The 15,368-nt window shown below is 69.8% G+C and carries 14 protein-coding genes; 5 read left to right on the forward strand and 9 right to left on the reverse strand.

All coding sequences use genetic code 11. The features are described from left to right. Window positions 1-113 precede the first annotated feature (113 nt). On the forward strand, window positions 114-485 hold the full coding sequence (locus tag ACEXQC_RS02885) for a hypothetical protein (RefSeq protein WP_374818163.1): 372 nt from the start codon (window positions 114-116) through the stop codon (window positions 483-485). 59 nt (window positions 486-544) lie between these two features. Then, window positions 545-916 (forward strand): hypothetical protein, encoded by a 372-nt coding sequence (locus tag ACEXQC_RS02890; protein WP_374818165.1) that lies wholly within the window; start codon window positions 545-547, stop codon window positions 914-916. A gap of 124 nt (window positions 917-1,040) precedes the next feature. Here the strand turns inward: ACEXQC_RS02890 and uvrB are convergent, their stop codons facing one another. Continuing rightward, window positions 1,041-3,110 (reverse strand): excinuclease ABC subunit UvrB, encoded by a 2,070-nt coding sequence (gene uvrB, locus ACEXQC_RS02895; RefSeq protein WP_374818167.1) that lies wholly within the window; start codon window positions 3,108-3,110, stop codon window positions 1,041-1,043. Window positions 3,111-3,211: 101 nt separating this feature from the next. Between uvrB and ACEXQC_RS02900 the strand changes: the two genes are divergently transcribed. Beyond that, entirely contained in the window at window positions 3,212-4,237 is a 1,026-nt protein-coding gene (locus ACEXQC_RS02900) for a 6-phosphofructokinase (protein ID WP_374818169.1), read from the forward strand. A 72-nt stretch (window positions 4,238-4,309) separates the two neighbouring features. Here the strand turns inward: ACEXQC_RS02900 and ACEXQC_RS02905 are convergent, their stop codons facing one another. The 8 genes from ACEXQC_RS02905 to ACEXQC_RS02940 form a co-directional block, all read right to left on the reverse strand. Then, the gene (locus tag ACEXQC_RS02905; protein ID WP_374818171.1) at window positions 4,310-5,302 is read right to left on the reverse strand and encodes a 5-oxoprolinase subunit C family protein; all 993 of its coding nucleotides are present in this window, start codon (window positions 5,300-5,302) and stop codon (window positions 4,310-4,312) included. Further along, window positions 5,295-6,065, reverse strand: coding sequence for a 5-oxoprolinase subunit B family protein (locus tag ACEXQC_RS02910; protein WP_374818173.1), 771 nt, complete (start codon window positions 6,063-6,065; stop codon window positions 5,295-5,297). Before ACEXQC_RS02910 ends, ACEXQC_RS02905 begins: the two co-directional genes overlap by 8 nt. Window positions 6,066-6,139: 74 nt before the next feature. Further along, a complete protein-coding gene (locus ACEXQC_RS02915) occupies window positions 6,140-6,904 on the reverse strand; it encodes a LamB/YcsF family protein (RefSeq protein ID WP_374818175.1) in 765 nt (254 codons plus the stop codon). Next, window positions 6,901-7,632 carry a dephospho-CoA kinase gene (coaE, locus tag ACEXQC_RS02920; RefSeq protein WP_374818177.1) on the reverse strand — a complete coding sequence of 244 codons (732 nt, stop codon included), beginning with the start codon at window positions 7,630-7,632 and terminating at the stop codon, window positions 6,901-6,903. Before coaE ends, ACEXQC_RS02915 begins: the two co-directional genes overlap by 4 nt. 115 nt (window positions 7,633-7,747) lie before the next feature. Continuing rightward, the gene (rpsA, locus tag ACEXQC_RS02925; RefSeq protein ID WP_374818179.1) at window positions 7,748-9,199 is read right to left on the reverse strand and encodes a 30S ribosomal protein S1; all 1,452 of its coding nucleotides are present in this window, start codon (window positions 9,197-9,199) and stop codon (window positions 7,748-7,750) included. 108 nt (window positions 9,200-9,307) lie between these two features. Next, complete coding sequence (locus ACEXQC_RS02930; protein ID WP_374818181.1) at window positions 9,308-10,318, reverse strand: epimerase; 1,011 nt, start codon at window positions 10,316-10,318, stop codon at window positions 9,308-9,310. Next, window positions 10,315-11,046, reverse strand: coding sequence for a DUF4166 domain-containing protein (locus ACEXQC_RS02935; protein ID WP_374818183.1), 732 nt, complete (start codon window positions 11,044-11,046; stop codon window positions 10,315-10,317). Before ACEXQC_RS02935 ends, ACEXQC_RS02930 begins: the two co-directional genes overlap by 4 nt. A gap of 3 nt (window positions 11,047-11,049) precedes the next feature. Continuing rightward, window positions 11,050-12,735: a DUF885 domain-containing protein gene (locus ACEXQC_RS02940; RefSeq protein ID WP_374818185.1), complete on the reverse strand. Its 1,686-nt coding sequence runs from the start codon at window positions 12,733-12,735 to the stop codon at window positions 11,050-11,052. A gap of 178 nt (window positions 12,736-12,913) precedes the next feature. On the opposite strand from ACEXQC_RS02940, the gene imuA' reads away from it, so the two are divergent. Together imuA' and ACEXQC_RS02950 are read left to right on the forward strand one after the other, a co-directional pair. Next, on the forward strand, window positions 12,914-13,723 hold the full coding sequence (imuA', locus tag ACEXQC_RS02945) for a DnaE2-dependent mutagenesis accessory factor ImuA' (protein WP_374818187.1): 810 nt from the start codon (window positions 12,914-12,916) through the stop codon (window positions 13,721-13,723). Further along, a complete protein-coding gene (locus tag ACEXQC_RS02950; protein WP_374818189.1) occupies window positions 13,723-15,351 on the forward strand; it encodes a DNA polymerase Y family protein in 1,629 nt (542 codons plus the stop codon). Before imuA' ends, ACEXQC_RS02950 begins: the two co-directional genes overlap by 1 nt. Window positions 15,352-15,368 lie beyond the last annotated feature (17 nt).

The following is a 15,368-nucleotide window of genomic DNA, read 5'->3' on the forward strand; positions in this document are numbered from 1 at the left end:
ATTTATGCGATTTGCCGAAGGTGACATATACTCATAAATATGACACTCGCACCGCAAAGGCTCCTTCACGCCCGTGCAGGAACGTTCGTTTTGTCCTGGCCGGAGAATTCCGAGTGCCGGTGAAGCGTGGGCTCGGCATCTGCGCGTTGCTCATAGCCGCCGTGGCCGGATGCCTGACTGCACCACCTTTGATCTTCGGACTCAGTCTCATCTCCGCGTCCGTGGACGGGGGCCTCGATTGGATAGTCTCCCCCGGCCTCCAGCCGATCGCCGGATTCTCCCTCTACTTTGGTCCGCTCATAGGCATCCTGGCCCTGGTTCTCGCCTTCGTCAGCGCCGGATTGGCCATCGCTTCCCTGGCTCGGGCGACTCGCCAGGTGGCCGCAGTTGCAGCATTGATCCTCGACGGAGGTATTGTCGTGCTCTTCGTAGTCGTTGCCGTCGCTTCGGTCGTTGCGACGACCGCGTCAACAGTCCTCTTGTGAAGCGATCTCGAGCGTTGCGAATATCAACTTGAGCATCATACGGCGCTGGGGAGGACGATGTGGTCGGAATGGTTCGAGGCCTTTCACCTGAGCTCGATGCCTCCGCCGGCGAACGATTGTCATTATTCGCGCTGAGGCTGGCCGCAGTCGCTATCCTTCTTGCGATCATCGTCGCGGCGTTGGCGGTCTGGGGATCAGTGCGTGTCGATTCACCGGGGACTTACCTCGAAATCTGGATGACCACATTAGTGGTCTGGATCGTGGCGGCGCCTAGTGCTTACTGCTCGGGGAGTGATGCGATCGTGTGCTCGATCGCGAGCTTCTCCGGAACCGGCATCGTACGATCTCGCATCGCGCTCTGCCTTGGTGTGGCTGCAGTCGCGACGATCATCGTCGACACGCTGATCCTCCTGAAGATGAGCGGTTTCTGAGGTGGTGAGAAGAGCCGATTCAGGTCGAGGCTCGTACCGCGAGCTTTCGACCTTGTGATGGGTACGACGGTTGTCGTGTGCGCCTGGACGATCTCCGGCTGTGCCGGGGAAGACACCAATCGGATCAGCTGATGTGGCCCGCCTTCTCCATCTGGCGGAGCTCGCGCTTGAGGTCGGCCACCTCGTCGCGCAGGCGGCCCGCGAGCTCGAACTTGAGCTCGGCGGCGGCTTCGAGCATCTGGGCGTTGAGGTCGGCGATGATGGCCTCGAGGTCGTTGGCGCCCTGCGCGGCGATGCCCTGGCGGCGGAGCCCTGGGGTGGGGCTCTTCTTGCCCCGGCCCGAGCGGTCGCTCAGCAGCGCCGCGGTGTCGGCGCCCTCGCGTGCCAGCGCCTCGGTGATGTCGGCGATCTTCTTGCGGAGCGGCTGCGGGTCGATGCCGTGCAGGGTGTTGTAGGCCACCTGCTTCTCGCGCCGGCGGTCGGTCTCGTCGATGGCCAGTCGCATCGAGTCGGTCATCTTGTCGGCGTAGAGGTGCACCTCGCCCGAGACGTTGCGGGCCGCGCGGCCGATGGTCTGGATGAGCGAGGTCGACGACCGCAGGAAGCCCTCCTTGTCGGCGTCGAGGATCGCCACGAGCGAGACCTCGGGCAGGTCGAGGCCCTCACGCAGCAGGTTGATGCCAACGAGCACGTCGTAGACGCCCATGCGCAGCTCGGTGAGCAGCTCGACCCGGCGCAGCGTGTCGACATCCGCGTGCAGGTAGCGCACGCGCACCCCGGCCTCGGTGAAGTAGTCGGTGAGCTCCTCGGCCATCTTCTTGGTGAGGGTCGTGACGAGCACGCGCTCGTTGCGCTCGGCCCTGATGCGGATCTCCTCGAGCAGGTCGTCGATCTGACCCTTCGACGGCTTGATGATGAGGACCGGGTCGATCAGCCCCGTGGGGCGGATGATCTGCTCCACCACGCCATCCGCGATGCCCATCTCGTAGCGACCGGGGGTGGCCGAGAGGTAGACGGTCTGACCCACGCGCTCCTTGAACTCGTTCCACTTGAGCGGTCGGTTGTCGAGCGCGCTCGGCAGCCGGAACCCGTGGTCGACCAGGGTGCGCTTGCGCGACGAGTCGCCCTCGTACATGGCGCCGATCTGCGGCACGGTGACGTGCGACTCGTCGATGACCACCAGGAAGTCGTCGGGGAAGTAGTCGAGCAGGCAGTGCGGGGCCTCCCCCGGTGCCCTCGCGTCGATGTGCCGCGAGTAGTTCTCGATGCCCGAGCAGAAGCCGATCTGCTGCATCATCTCGAGGTCGAAGGTGGTGCGCATGCGGAGTCGCTGCGCCTCGAGCAGCTTGCCCTCGCGCTCGAGCTCGGTGAGCCTGTCGTGCAGCTCGGTCTGGATGGTCTCGATCGCCCGGTGCATGACCGTGGTGTCGGCCACGTAGTGCGAACCGGGGAACACCGAGACGCTGTCGAGCTTCTTGACCACGTCTCCCGTGAGCGGGTGCAGCGTGTAGAGCCCCTCGATCTCGTCGCCGAACATCTCGATGCGGATGGCGAGCTCCTCGTACATCGGGATGATCTCGATGGTGTCGCCGCGCACGCGGAAATTGCCCCGCGAGAAGTCGACGTCGTTGCGCTGGTACTGCATCGAGACGAACTTGCGGATGAGCTTGTCCCGATCGATCCGCTGCCCCACCTGCAGCGCCATCATGGCGTTGAGGTACTGCACGGGGGCACCGAGGCCGTAGATGCAGGAGACGGTGGAGACCACGATCACGTCGCGCCGGGAGAGCAGCGAGTTGGTGGTGGAGTGACGGAGCCGCTCGACCTCCTCGTTGATCGACGAGTCCTTCTCGATGAAGGTGTCTGTCTGAGGCACGTAGGCCTCGGGCTGATAGTAGTCGTAGTACGAGACGAAGTACTCGACCGCGTTGTTGGGCATGAGCTCGCGGAACTCGTTCGCCAGCTGCGCCGCCAGGGTCTTGTTGTGCGCGAGCACGAGCGTGGGCCGCTGCACCTGCTCGATGAGCCAGGCCGTGGTGGCCGACTTGCCCGTACCCGTGGCACCGAGCAGCACCACATCGGTCTCACCCGCGTTGATGCGGCCCGCCAACTCGGCGATCGCGGCCGGCTGGTCGCCACTGGGGGTGTATTCGCTGATGACCTCGAAGGGGTGGACGGAGCGGGTCGGTTCCATGCAATAAGTTTAGGGAGGGCCACCGACACCAGCGTCGGTGCTCGCTCACAGCGTCATGCGGAGCGCTCCCCTCTTCGACCACACCAGAGGCAGACATCACCATGCGAATCGGAATCCTCACCTCAGGCGGCGACTGCCCCGGCCTCAACGCGGTCATCCGCGGTGCCGTGCTGAAGGGCACCGAGATCAACGGCCAGGAGTTCGTCGGCTTCAAAGACGGGTGGCGCGGCGTCGTGAACGGCGACTTCCGTTCGCTCGAGCGCGGCGACGTGCGCGGCATCGGCAAGCAGGGCGGCACCATCCTCGGCACCTCGCGCACCAACCCGTTCGAGGGCAACGGCGGCCCCGAGCGCATCCAGGAGATGCTCGACGCCAACGGCATCGACGCCATCATGGCCATCGGCGGCGAGGGCACCCTCGCGGCGGCGAAGCGGCTCACGGATGCGGGGCTCAAGATCGTGGGTGTGCCCAAGACGGTCGACAACGACCTCGACGCCACCGACTACACGTTCGGCTTCGACACCGCGGTCGAGATCGCCACCGAGGCCATGGACCGCCTGCGCACCACGGGCGACTCGCACAGCCGCTGCATGGTGGCCGAGGTCATGGGGCGGCACGTCGGCTGGATCGCGCTGCACTCCGGCATGGCCGCCGGCGCCCACGCCATCCTCATCCCCGAGCAGAAGACGAGCATGGAGCAGGTCGCGGAGTGGGTGCGGAGCGCCGCCGATCGCGGCCGCGCGCCTCTCGTGGTGGTGGCGGAGGGCTTCACGCCCGACCACGCCGACGACGCGCACTCCGAGCGCGGCCTCGACGCCTTCGGCCGCCCCCGCCTCGGCGGCATCGGCGAGCGGCTCGCGCCGATGATCGAAGACCTCACGGGCATCGAGACCAGGGCCACCACCCTCGGCCACATCCAGCGCGGCGGCGTGCCCACGGCCTACGACCGCGTGCTGGCCACGCGCCTCGGCATGGCGGCGTCCGACATCGTGCAGGACGCGTCGTGGGGCCGCATGGTCGCGCTCCGGGGCACCGACATCATCACGGTCGGCTTCGAGGACGCTCTCGGCAAGCTCAAGACCGTGCCGCAGCATCGCTACGACGAAGCGGCGATGCTGTTCGGCTGATCCGCCCCGAGTAAGTACAGAAATGCGAGGGACCGACGCCCTATATGGGGTCGGTCCCTCGCATTTCTGTACTTACCGGTCACTCGCGACGAAACGCACGGGGTCGCCGGGTCGCAGCTGGGCCGCCCGGTCGATGCTCGCCTCGGTGAGCACGCCGATCACGGGGTAGCCGCCGGTCACGGGGTGGTCGCGCAGGAAGACGACGGGCCGGCCGCTCGGCGGCACCTGCACGGCACCCGCCACCATGCCCTCGCTCGGGAGCTCGCCGCCGTGCTGCGGCAGGCGGTCGATGCGGGTCACCGCGTCGAGGCGCACGCCGACGCGGTTGGAGTCGGTGCTCGTGGTCCACGTCGTGTCGAGCAGTGCTGACCAGCCCGGGTCACCGAACCAGTCGTCGCGCGGGCCCCTGAGGATGCGCAGCACGGTGGCGGGCGGGCGGATCGCGGGGCGGTCGAGACCCCAGGCCGTGCGCGCGAAGTCGGCGGCCGGCCAGGAGACCGAGGCATGGGCGGCGGCCTGGTCGGTGCCGAGCACGATGAGGTCGCCCGCGGCGAGGGGTGGGGGCCCGAGTCCACTCAGCACGTCGGAGGAGCGGCTGTCGAGCACCGGTTGCGCCGCGATGCCGCCGCGCACGGCGACGTAGCTGCGGAGGCCAGCCTCGGGTGGGTCGAGGGAGACGACGTCACCGGCGAAGACCGTGAAGGCGTGATCGGACAGTGTCCGGAACACCCCCGAGTGCGCCTCGGCGGCGGAGCTCGGCATTCCGAACCGATCGCACGAGGGGCGGCGGACGGTGACGGTGGTGGGAGCTCCCGTCACCGCGACGAGCGCCGTGCAGAGCACCCGCAGCTCGAGCCCGCCGAAGACCGCCTCGATCGCGGCGGCCCCCGCTCGATTGCCCACGAGCCGGTTCGCGGCGGCGTAGGAGGTGCGGTCGGCGGCTCCGGATGCGGTCACGCCGAGGTGCGCGAAGCCGGGTCGGCCGCGATCCTGGAGCAGAGCCAGCGGGCCCGTGGCGAGCACCTCGAAGGCGGGAACGCCTCCGGTGGCGTCGGTCTCACTCACGGACGAACCTCACCTCGGTGCCGGGGGCGAGGAGGGCGGGCTGCTCGCGGGAGGCATCCCACAGCACGGCGTCGGTGGTGCCGATGAGGTGCCAGCCGCCAGGGGACTCCCGCGGGTAGATGCCGCAGTAGCCCGCGGCGAGAGCCACCGAGCCGGCGGGCACCGCGGGCCGGGGTGTGCTGCGGCGCGGCACGTCGAGGCGGCGATCGTCGCCGGTCAGGTAGGCGAAACCGGGCGCGAACCCGATGAAGGCGGCGGACCAGGTGCTGCGGGTGTGGGCGGCGATCACCTCGTCGACGCTGAGGCCGGAGAGGCGGGCCACCTCCTCCAGATCGGGCCCGTCGTACCGCACCCGGATCTCGACCCTCGTCACCAGTGGAGTGATGGGATCCGAAGCGCGAATGCGGGTGGGCGCTGTCCCGAGTGGGGTGGTGGGATCCGAAGTGCGAACGCGGATGGGCGCAGTTCCGGGTGGGGTGGTGGGATCCGCGGGGCTGGTCTGGGTGGACGCGAGGTCGTGGAGGGCGGCGTGATCGGACGTGTTCGATGCCTCGGGATCGAGCGCATGGTCGAGCCAGGCTCGGACGGCCTTCGGGGCGATGCGGGAGCGGTCGAAGACCAGGAGCACGGTGGTCGCCGCGGGGACGAGCTCGACCACCCACGGCGGAGCCGCCGCCCGCAGTCGGCGGTAGGTGTCGAGCGTGGTCGGCGCATCCGGGAGCTGGAGCAGGAGCGCCGACTCCCCCATCGGGCGGGAGTCCACAGCGAGTTTTACCGGTCGCGGGATCACCGGGCGCGGGTTCATCGGGGGCGCGTTCATCGGGGCGTCGGCGCAGGTCAGCGTGCGGTGAAGGGCGCGATCGTGAGGCCCGCCGCCTCGAGCTCGGCGCGCACGGCTCGCGCGATCCCCACGGCGTCCGGGGTGTCGCCGTGCACGCAGATGGTCTCCGCCGAGAGGGCGATGTCGGTGCCGTCGATCGCCGTGACGACGCCCTCGTCGGCCAACCGGCGCATCCGCTCGGCGATCTCGACGGGGTCGTGCAGCACCGCTCCCGGCTCGGTGCGCGGCACGAGCGTGCCGTCGGCGCGGTAGGCACGGTCGGCGAAGGCCTCGGGCACGAAGCGCAGGCCCTCGGCCTCGGCGAGTCGCCCGATCTCGGAGTCGGGCAGCCCCACGATGGCGAGGCTCGGGTCGATGGCGATGACCGCATCCACGACGGCCGCGGCCTGCACCTCGTCGTGCACCACCCGGTTGTAGAGGGCACCGTGCGGTTTGACGTGGAGCACGCGGGTGCCCGCCGCGGTGGCGATGCCCTGCAGAGCGCCGATCTGGTAGATGACGTCGGCGAGCAGGTCGGCGGCCGGCAGGTCGAGGTCACGACGGCCGAAGCCGCGGAGGTCGGGGTAGGAGACCTGGGCGCCGATGCCGATGCGGCGGGCGGCCGCGAGTCGGGCGGTCTCGAGCAGGGTGGTGGGGTCGCCGGCGTGGAATCCGCATGCGATGTTGGCGCTCGTGACGATCTCGAGCAGCGCCCGGTCGTCGCCGAGCCGCCACGCGCCGAACGACTCCCCCAGGTCGGCGTTGAGGTCGATTGAGGTCATGGTGCGCCGGTCTCGCGGGTCGCGTCGGCGGTGCCCGTCTCAGCACCACCTGCCGCGCCGCTACCTGCCGCGCCGCCACCTGCCTCGGTGGGGCCAGACTCGGCGGCCGCATGCTTCGCATCCGCCCATCCGCGCACCTGCTCCCAGGCCGCATCAACCTGGTCGATCGTCTCGTCGAGGGTGCCGCCGGAGTCGATCACGACGTCGGCGATCGCGCGCCGCTCGGAGTCGCTCGCCTGCGAGGCGATGCGCCGGGCGGCCTCGGCCGGATCCATCCCCCTGAGCTCGATGAGCCGGGCGAGCCGCTGCTCCTCGGGAGCCTCGACCACGATGACGAACTCGAAGACGCCACCGCGCCGGCCACCCGTCTCCACCATGAGGGGCACGTCGTAGACCACGATGGCCTCAGGTGAGGCGGCGGCGATGGATCGCAGCCTCTCGGCGAACAGCTCGATGACGGCCGGATGCGTGATCCCGTTGAGATCGAGGCGCGCCGTCTCGTCTGCGAACACGATGGCGCCGAGCGCGGGCCGGTCGAGGCTGCCGTCGGCGGCGATGACGTCATCGCCGAACCGGGAGCGGATGGCATCGAGCCCGGCGGATCCCGGTGCGACGGCCTCCCGCGCGAGCTGATCGGCGTCGATGGTGACGGCCCCGAGCTCGGCGAGACGCTTGCTCACCGTCGACTTGCCCGCGGCGATTCCTCCGGTGAGTCCGATCACGTACACGCGCCCAGCCTAGCGGGGCGGTCCATCCTCACCGGTCAACGGCCGGAAGGCCGCCCCGAGGGACGGCCTTCCGGTTGTTCGAACGACAGCGGCTTCAGGAGCCGGCGTCGGGTGATCAGTTGTTGGAGCTGAGCTTCTCGCGGAGTGCCGCGAGGGTCTCGTCGTCGGCGAGGGTGCCCGCGCCGGTCGACTCGCTCGAGAACGAGTTGTTCGCGGAGGGGACGTCGCTGTTGAGCGCCTCGGCGTTCGACGTGGCGACCTGCTTCTTGTGAGCCTCCCAGCGAGCCTGGGCCTCTGCGTACTGCAGCTCCCATGCCTCGCGCTGGGTGTCGAAGCCCTCTTTCCACTCGTTGGTCTCCGGGTCGAAGCCCTCGGGGTACTTGTAGTTGCCCTGGTCGTCGTACTCGGTGAGCATTCCGTAGAGAGCCGGGTCGAACTCGGTGCCCTCGGGGTCGACGCCGTCGTTCGCCTGCTTCAGCGAGAGGCTGATGCGGCGACGCTCGAGGTCGATGTCGATGACCTTGACGAAGACCTCGTCGCCGACCGACACGACCTGCTCGGCGAGCTCGACGTGCTTGCCGGAGAGCTCGGAGATGTGCACCAGACCCTCGATGCCCTCGGCGACGCGGACGAATGCACCGAACGGCACCAGCTTGGTGACCTTTCCGGGCGCGACCTGGCCGATGGCGTGGGTACGGGCGAACACCTGCCATGGGTCTTCCTGGGTGGCCTTGAGCGAGAGCGACACGCGCTCGCGGTCGAGGTCGACCTCGAGGATCTCGACGGTGACCTCCTGGCCGACCTCGACGACCTCGGAGGCGTGCTCGATGTGCTTCCAGGAGAGCTCGGAGACGTGGACGAGGCCGTCGACGCCGCCCAGGTCGACGAACGCACCGAAGTTGACGATCGACGAGACGACGCCCTTGCGGACCTGCCCCTTCTGGAGGTTGTTGAGGAACGTGGTGCGGCTCTCGGACTGCGTCTGCTCGAGCAGGGCACGGCGCGACAGGACCACGTTGTTGCGGTTCTTGTCGAGCTCGAGGATCTTGGCCTCGATCTCCTGACCCAGGTACGGGGTGAGGTCGCGCACGCGGCGGAGCTCGATGAGCGAGGCCGGGAGGAAGCCACGGAGGCCGATGTCGACGATGAGTCCACCCTTGACGACCTCGATGACCGAACCGGTCACCACGCCGTCGGCGTCCTTGATCTTCTCGACGTCACCCCATGCACGCTCGTACTGAGCGCGCTTCTTGGAGAGGATGAGGCGGCCTTCTTTGTCTTCCTTCTGGAGGACGAGGGCCTCGACGCTGTCGCCGACCTGGACGACCTCGGTGGGGTCGACATCGTGCTTGATGGAGAGTTCTCGCGAAGGGATGACGCCCTCCGTCTTGTAACCGACGTCGAGGAGGACCTCGTCGCGGTCGATCTTCACGACGATGCCCTCGATGAGGTCTCCGTCGTTGAAGAATTTCAGAGTCTTTTCGACCGCGGCGAGGAAGTCTTCAGCAGATCCGATGTCATTGATGGCGACCTGCTTGGTTGCCTTTTCGGTCGTTGCGATTGTCATGTAGTGGTTGCTCCGTTGTGGACATGAATCAGGCCGGTCGCGGGTGGTGCGATGGTGGTTCTCCGCGACAGGCGAGCGGATGAAAAGTCACAAAAGTGACACTCTATTCTAGGGGCGTCGGTGGGCGGACGGCAACCGGTCTGGTCGGACGATCGCGGCCAGGGCGTCGTCGTGGTGACGGAAGAGGAAGCGGTAGCCGGCGGCCTCGAGTCGCTCGGGCACGACCCAGCGGCTCTTCAGCACGAGCTCGGTCTCGGTGCGGATCGCGAACGAGCCGAGCTCGAGCATCCAGCGCCAGGTCGGCAGGCCGAAGCGCGCTCCGACGGCGCGGCGCACCGAGGCCATGAACGTGCGGTTGTCGGTGGGATTCGGGGCCGACGCGTTGACGGGGCCCTCGATCTCGGGATGGGCGACGAGGAAGCGGATGATGCCGACCACGTCGTCGAGGTGCACCCAGCTGAACCTCTGCCTGCCGCCCTTCGAGGTCGGGCGGTAGCGGTGGAACGTGCCCGTGGCGCGGCCTGCCCGGGTGGAGGGCCAGTGGCCGTCGAACTGGGGGCCGCCGAGGCCCGCGCGGGCGAGGGCGCGGATGGGGGCGAGTGCGCTGCCGTCACCCAGCACGATGGCCATGCGCAGGGCCACGCGTCGTGTGGCGGGCAGGGTTCCGCGGAAGAACTCCTCCTCCCAGCTCGTGGCGACGTTCACGGAGAAGCCCTCGCCGATCTCGCCCGTCGATTCCGTCATGGGGCGGTCGTCGGCGTGCCGGTAGATGGTGGCGGTGGAGGAGTTGATCCAGAGGGCTGGCGGATGCGCGGCCCCCGACACCGCGGCGTGCAGGGCGCGGGTGGTCTCGAGGCGGGAGCGGAAGATCTCGGCGCGGTTCTCGGCGGTGTAGCGGCAGTTCACGCTCTTGCCTGCGAGGTTGATGAGCAGATCGGCGCCGTCGACGAGGGCTGCGATGGCGGCCGCATCGCCCCAGCGGGCGTCGGGGCCGGTGCGGCCGATGAGAGCGACCTCGGCCCCCTCGTCGCGGAACGCCTGCACGATTCGGGCGCCGATGAAGCCGGAGGCCCCGGCGACGACGACTCGGTACGCGCGCGGTGATCCCTCTGCCGTCACGTGCCCTGCACCGGATCGGGTTCCGCGCGGATCTCGTAGCGGAACGACCCGGTGTACTCGTAGAGCCGCCCGAGGATGGGGGCCGAGATCGTGACCGAGACGCGCTGAGCGCCCTCCACAGCGGCGGGTGCGGCGTGCGGGTCTCCCCCATCGGCGTGGTCGTCGAAGCGCTCGACGAGGTGGATGCTCGGCGAGATGGCCGACGGCACTCTCAGGTACCGCGTTCCGATGCGGATCTCGAGCGCGTTCGACTCGAGGTGCAGCTCGCCGCGCATGACCCGGATGCCGAGTCGGATGCGGAACCGGCGACTCGACCCGAGGTGGTCGACGAGGCCGGCGGGGCCGATGCCGTCGGCGGTGATCGCGTCGATCATGGTGCGCACCCCACCGCCGAAGTGGAATCGGCGGACGGCCACCACGGCTGTGCGGCCATCGCGGTCGATGAGGGGTGCGTTCACGATGGTGAACGGCACGTTCTTCTCCCACACGGGGAACAGCACGCCCTTCGGGGCGAACAGGGCGAGCACGGGTCGCAGCCAGAGGCGCGGGGTGCCGACGACCTCGAACACCCCGCTGCCGTAGCCGCGGCTGCCGAACGGGATGGCCTCGAAGTAGCGCCGCAGCGCGGGATGCAGATCGTCGAGCGCCGACCCTGCCGTCAGCTCGTACGGCGAGCGGGAGCGCCGAGGGGTGCGGGAGTCGGGTCGGACGTCGGGGCGAGCGGCCATGGGCTACTCGCCTCCGAGGAGAGCGGTGCGGAGGGTGTCGAGACCGACGCCGCCGAGGTCGAGGGCGCGACGGTGGAACTCCTTCGAGGAGAAGGCCTCCTTCTCGCGGGCGCGGGTCTCGTCGCGCAGCTCTTCCCAGATGCGCTGGCCGACCTTGTAGGAGGGGGCCTGACCCGGCCAGCCCAGGTAGCGGTTGACCTCGAAGCGGATGAACGCGTCGTCCATGTTGACGTTCTGGCGCATGAAGTCGAGCGCGTACTCCGCATCCCACACGCCGGCGCCGTCGAGGCGCGGCTTCTGCAGGTGCACGCCGATGTCGAGCACCACGCGGGCAGCACGCATCCGCTGCCCGTCGAGCATGCCGAGGCGGTCTGCCGGGTCGTCGAGGTAGCCGAGCTCCTCCATGAGCCGCTCGGCGTAGAGGGCCCAGCCCTCGGCGTGGCCGCTCGTGCCCGCGAGCTGACGGCGCCAGGTGTTGAGCGTGGCGCGGTTGTAGACGGCCTGGCCGATCTGCAGGTGGTGGCCGGGAACACCCTCGTGGTAGACGGTGGTGAGCTCGCGCCAGGTGTCGAACTCCGTGACGCCCTCTGGCACCGACCACCACATGCGGCCGGGGCGGGAGAAGTCGTCTGTGGGGCCGGTGTAGTAGATGCCGCCCTCGTGGGTGGGCGCGATCATGCACTCGAGGGCGCGGATCTCCTCTGGGATGTCGAAGTGGGTGGCGCCGAGCTCGGCCACAGCCCTGTCGCTCGTGGCCTGCATCCACGCCTGCAGGGCGTCGGTGCCGTGCAGCTTGCGCGACTCGTCCCTGTCGAGGAAGGCGATGGCCTCGTACACGGAGGCGCCCGGCACGATCTCCCCCGCGATGGCCTCCTGCTCGCGCACCATGCGGCCGAGCTCCTCGATGCCCCACTCGTAGGTCTCGTCGAGATCGATCGTGGCGCCGAGGAAGCGGCGCGACTGGAGGGCGTAGACATCTCGGCCCACGGCATCCTGCTCGGTGGCGACGGGGGCGAGCTCGTTCTCGAGGAACTGGGCGAGCTTGGAGTAGGCCTCGGAGGCCGTGCCCGCCGCGCGCTCGAGATCGGCGCGCAGAGAGGCGGGGAGCTCGCCTCCCCCTGCGGGGGCAGCGCTCTCGGCGAACGAGCGGAAGAAGCTCTCGGGCCCCGAGTTGCCTCGGCTCTGCTGGAGCACCTCGGCGACCTGGCGGCGCGCGGGCGTGACACCCTCGCGGATGCCCTGCCTGAGGGTGAGGATGTAGCCGTCGACGGCCTCCTCGACCGCCGAGAGGCGCTTGGCGACGACCGACCAGTCGTGCTCGGTGGCGGTGGGCATGAGGTCGAAGACCTCGCGGATGTGCTGGCTGGGCGAGTCGATGACGTTGAGATCGCGCCGCTCGAGACCGGCCTCGGCGCTCTGCAGCGAGAGCTCGAGCTGGCTGCCGAGATCGGCCTTCGTGACCTCGTCGACCTCGTCGGCCGGAGTGGCGGCGGCGAGCTCGGCGAGAGCGGCGCGGGTGGCGGCGACCTTCTGCTCGTGGCCCTCGGGCGAGAGGTCGCCGAACCGATCGTCGACCTCGGTGCGGCCGATGTACGTACCGAGCACGGGTTCGAGCTCGACGAGGGTGTCGACCCAGCGCTCGGCGATGCGATCGATGTCGGTCTCTGGACGTAGTGTCGAACTGCTCATCTTCCGACCCTATGCCACGCCGCCGACATCGGTCGGGGGTGGCCAGGCCGCCTGCCCGGCCGCCTGCCCGGCCGCCTGCTCGGTCGTAGGCGCGGTGTTCTCCACAGCCGACGGACGGGCTCTCCACAGGCTCGCCGCTCCGATTGACTTATTCGAACATATATTCGAACATGAGGGCATGACGGATGCCGCGCTCTCGATCTCCTCCCCCGCTCCGGCGGGCGACGAGATCAGTGCGCTGCGCTCGCGCATCCAGCAGATGCAGGCCACGAAGCTCGACAGTCGCAGCGTGCGCACGCACCCGGCCCTCGAGCAGCTGCTGCCTGGCGGGTCGCTGCGGGCGGGGTCTGCGTACTCCGTGGAGCGGTCCACGGCGCTCGTGATGGCGCTCATGGCGGGGCCGTCGGCCGACGGCGTGTGGTGCGGAGTTGTGGGCATGCCCGACTTCGGGCTCGAGGCGGCGGCGGGCTTCGGCATCGACCTCGAGCGGCTCGCGCTCGTTCCCGACCCGGGTGAGGAGTGGCTCACGATCACGGCGGCGATGGCCGACGTGGTGGGGGTGGTGGTCACGCGACCGCCGAAACGGGTTCCGGATTCCGCGGTGGCGAGGCTGCAGGCGCGCATCAGGCAGCGGGAGGCGCTGCTCATCGTGCTCGGTGACTGGCCGCAGAGCGAGGCGACGCTGCGCATCACCGAGAGCCGCTGGGCGGGCATCGGCGCGGGTCACGGCTACCTCGCGGGGCGGCAGGCGACCGTGACGGCCACGGCCAGGGGCGGCATGGGGCGGCCGCGGCGTGCTCGGCTGTGGCTGCCGGATCGCGACGAGCTGTTCCGGCCCGTGAGCGAGTTCGGGGCCCCTGCGGCACCGTCGGCACCGTCTGCTGTGCCGTCTGCTGTGCGCTCAGGGGCGCCCTCCGGGGCTCCCTCGGGGGTGCAGCCTGTGGCCGGTGGCGGTCGTCCGCGCATCCTGCACGAGGTGGCGAGCTGATGGCGCGCGGTGGGCCGGCGCGCGGCGGGGCCGGGCGGGGTCTCTCCGCTCGGGGCACGCCCGTGCGGAGCATGGTGGTGTGGTGCCCCGACTGGCCGGTGGTGGCGATGGCCAGGGCCGAGGGGGTGGCGGAGGATGCGGTGCTCGCGGCCGACGAGCATCTGGCCGTGATCGAGAAGGGTCTCGTCTATGCCTGCTCGGCGGCGGCGAGGGCCGATGGGGTGCGGAGGGGCCTGCGGCTCAGGGAGGCGCAGGCCCGTTCGCCGAGGCTGCGCGTGTTCGACCACGACCCCGCTGTGGTCAATCGCGCCTTCGAGCCCATCATCGTGGCGCTCGAGGAGCTGAGCCCGGGAGTGCAGGTGATGCGGCCCGGCACGTGCGCCCTGAGGTCGCGCGGCCCTGCCCGTTACTACGGAGACGAGGAGAGCGCGGCGATCGCCTTCCTCGCCCGGCTCGCCGAGATAGGGGTGACGGATGCGCGGATCGGCATCGCCGACGGTGTCTTCGCGGCCGACCACGCGGCCCGCCTCCCCGGCAGGGAGCTCGTGCGCATCGTGCCGCCCGGCGGGTCCGCCGCCTTCCTCTCCCCCCTGCCCGTGGGGGTGCTGGGGAGCCTCCTCGGCACGAACGAGCTCGTGCCCCTGCTCGGGCGGCTCGGCATCCACACCCTCGGCGAGTTCGCCCGGCTGCCGGATGAAGACGTGCAGAGCCGCTTCGGCGACGAGGGGGCGAGAGCGCACCTCAAGGCCTCCGGCCGCGACGGGCAGCCGGTGGTGCCGCGCATCCCGCCCGAGGTGCGCGAGAGCGTGAGCGAGTTCGAACCGCCGCTCGACCGCATCGACCAGGTGACCTTCGGCATCAGGGCCGCTGCCGACCTCTTCGTGCAGAGGCTCTCCGAGGCGCGGCTCGTGTGCACGGCCATCCGGGTGGAGCTCACGAGCGAGCGGGGGCAGGTGCGCGAGCGGAGCTGGCTGCATCCGCGCTGGTTCAGCTCCTCCGATGTGGTCGACAGGGTGCGCTGGCAGCTGCAGGGCGGCGACGCCATCGAGGCGGCGCTCGAATCCGGCATCAGCCGGGTGCGGGTGATCGCCGAGACGGTCGACGGCAGCTCGAAGCACGAGACCGGGCTCTGGGGCAGCGGATCGGACGAGCGGGTGCACAGCGGCATGGCGCGCCTGCAGAGCATGGTGGGCCACGAGGGTGTGCTGACCGCCTCGATCGGTGGCGGCCGGGCGCCCCGCGAGCGGGTGCTGCTCTCGCCCTGGGGCGACCGCCCGGCCGAGGTGCGATCTACGGCGCCCTGGCCGGGGAGTCTGCCGGCCCCCCTGCCCACCACGGTGTTCGAGCACCCCTGGGCCGTGCAGGTGGCGACGGCGGAGGGCGAGCCCGTCGACGTCACCGAGCGGGGCGAGCTCTCGGCGGCTCCGGCGTTCTTCTCCGAGACGGGGGCACTGCACGACCTCAAGCCCCTCACGGCCTGGGCGGGCCCGTGGCCCACCGAGGAGCACTGGTGGGACGAAGCGGCCCACCGCCGCATCGACCGCTTCCAGGTGGTGGATGCCGCGGGGGGTGCGTGGCTGCTCGCCCTCGAGAACCACCGCTGGCGTGCGGAGGCCCGCTATGACTGAGTCGCGCCGCGCGTGCT

It is taken from the genome of Herbiconiux liukaitaii, assembly GCF_041927495.1.
Lineage (GTDB): Bacteria > Actinomycetota > Actinomycetes > Actinomycetales > Microbacteriaceae > Herbiconiux > Herbiconiux liukaitaii.

Coding starts and splice junctions, on each gene's coding strand:
- uvrB (WP_374818167.1), bottom strand. CDS start 3,110: ATGGAACCGACCCGCTCCGTCCACCCCTTCGAGGTCATCAGCGAATAC.
- ACEXQC_RS02900 (WP_374818169.1), top strand. CDS start 3,212: ATGCGAATCGGAATCCTCACCTCAGGCGGCGACTGCCCCGGCCTCAAC.
- ACEXQC_RS02915 (WP_374818175.1), bottom strand. CDS start 6,904: ATGACCTCAATCGACCTCAACGCCGACCTGGGGGAGTCGTTCGGCGCG.
- rpsA (WP_374818179.1), bottom strand. CDS start 9,199: ATGACAATCGCAACGACCGAAAAGGCAACCAAGCAGGTCGCCATCAAT.
- ACEXQC_RS02935 (WP_374818183.1), bottom strand. CDS start 11,046: ATGGCCGCTCGCCCCGACGTCCGACCCGACTCCCGCACCCCTCGGCGC.
- ACEXQC_RS02940 (WP_374818185.1), bottom strand. CDS start 12,735: ATGAGCAGTTCGACACTACGTCCAGAGACCGACATCGATCGCATCGCC.
- imuA' (WP_374818187.1), top strand. CDS start 12,914: ATGACGGATGCCGCGCTCTCGATCTCCTCCCCCGCTCCGGCGGGCGAC.
- ACEXQC_RS02950 (WP_374818189.1), top strand. CDS start 13,723: ATGGCGCGCGGTGGGCCGGCGCGCGGCGGGGCCGGGCGGGGTCTCTCC.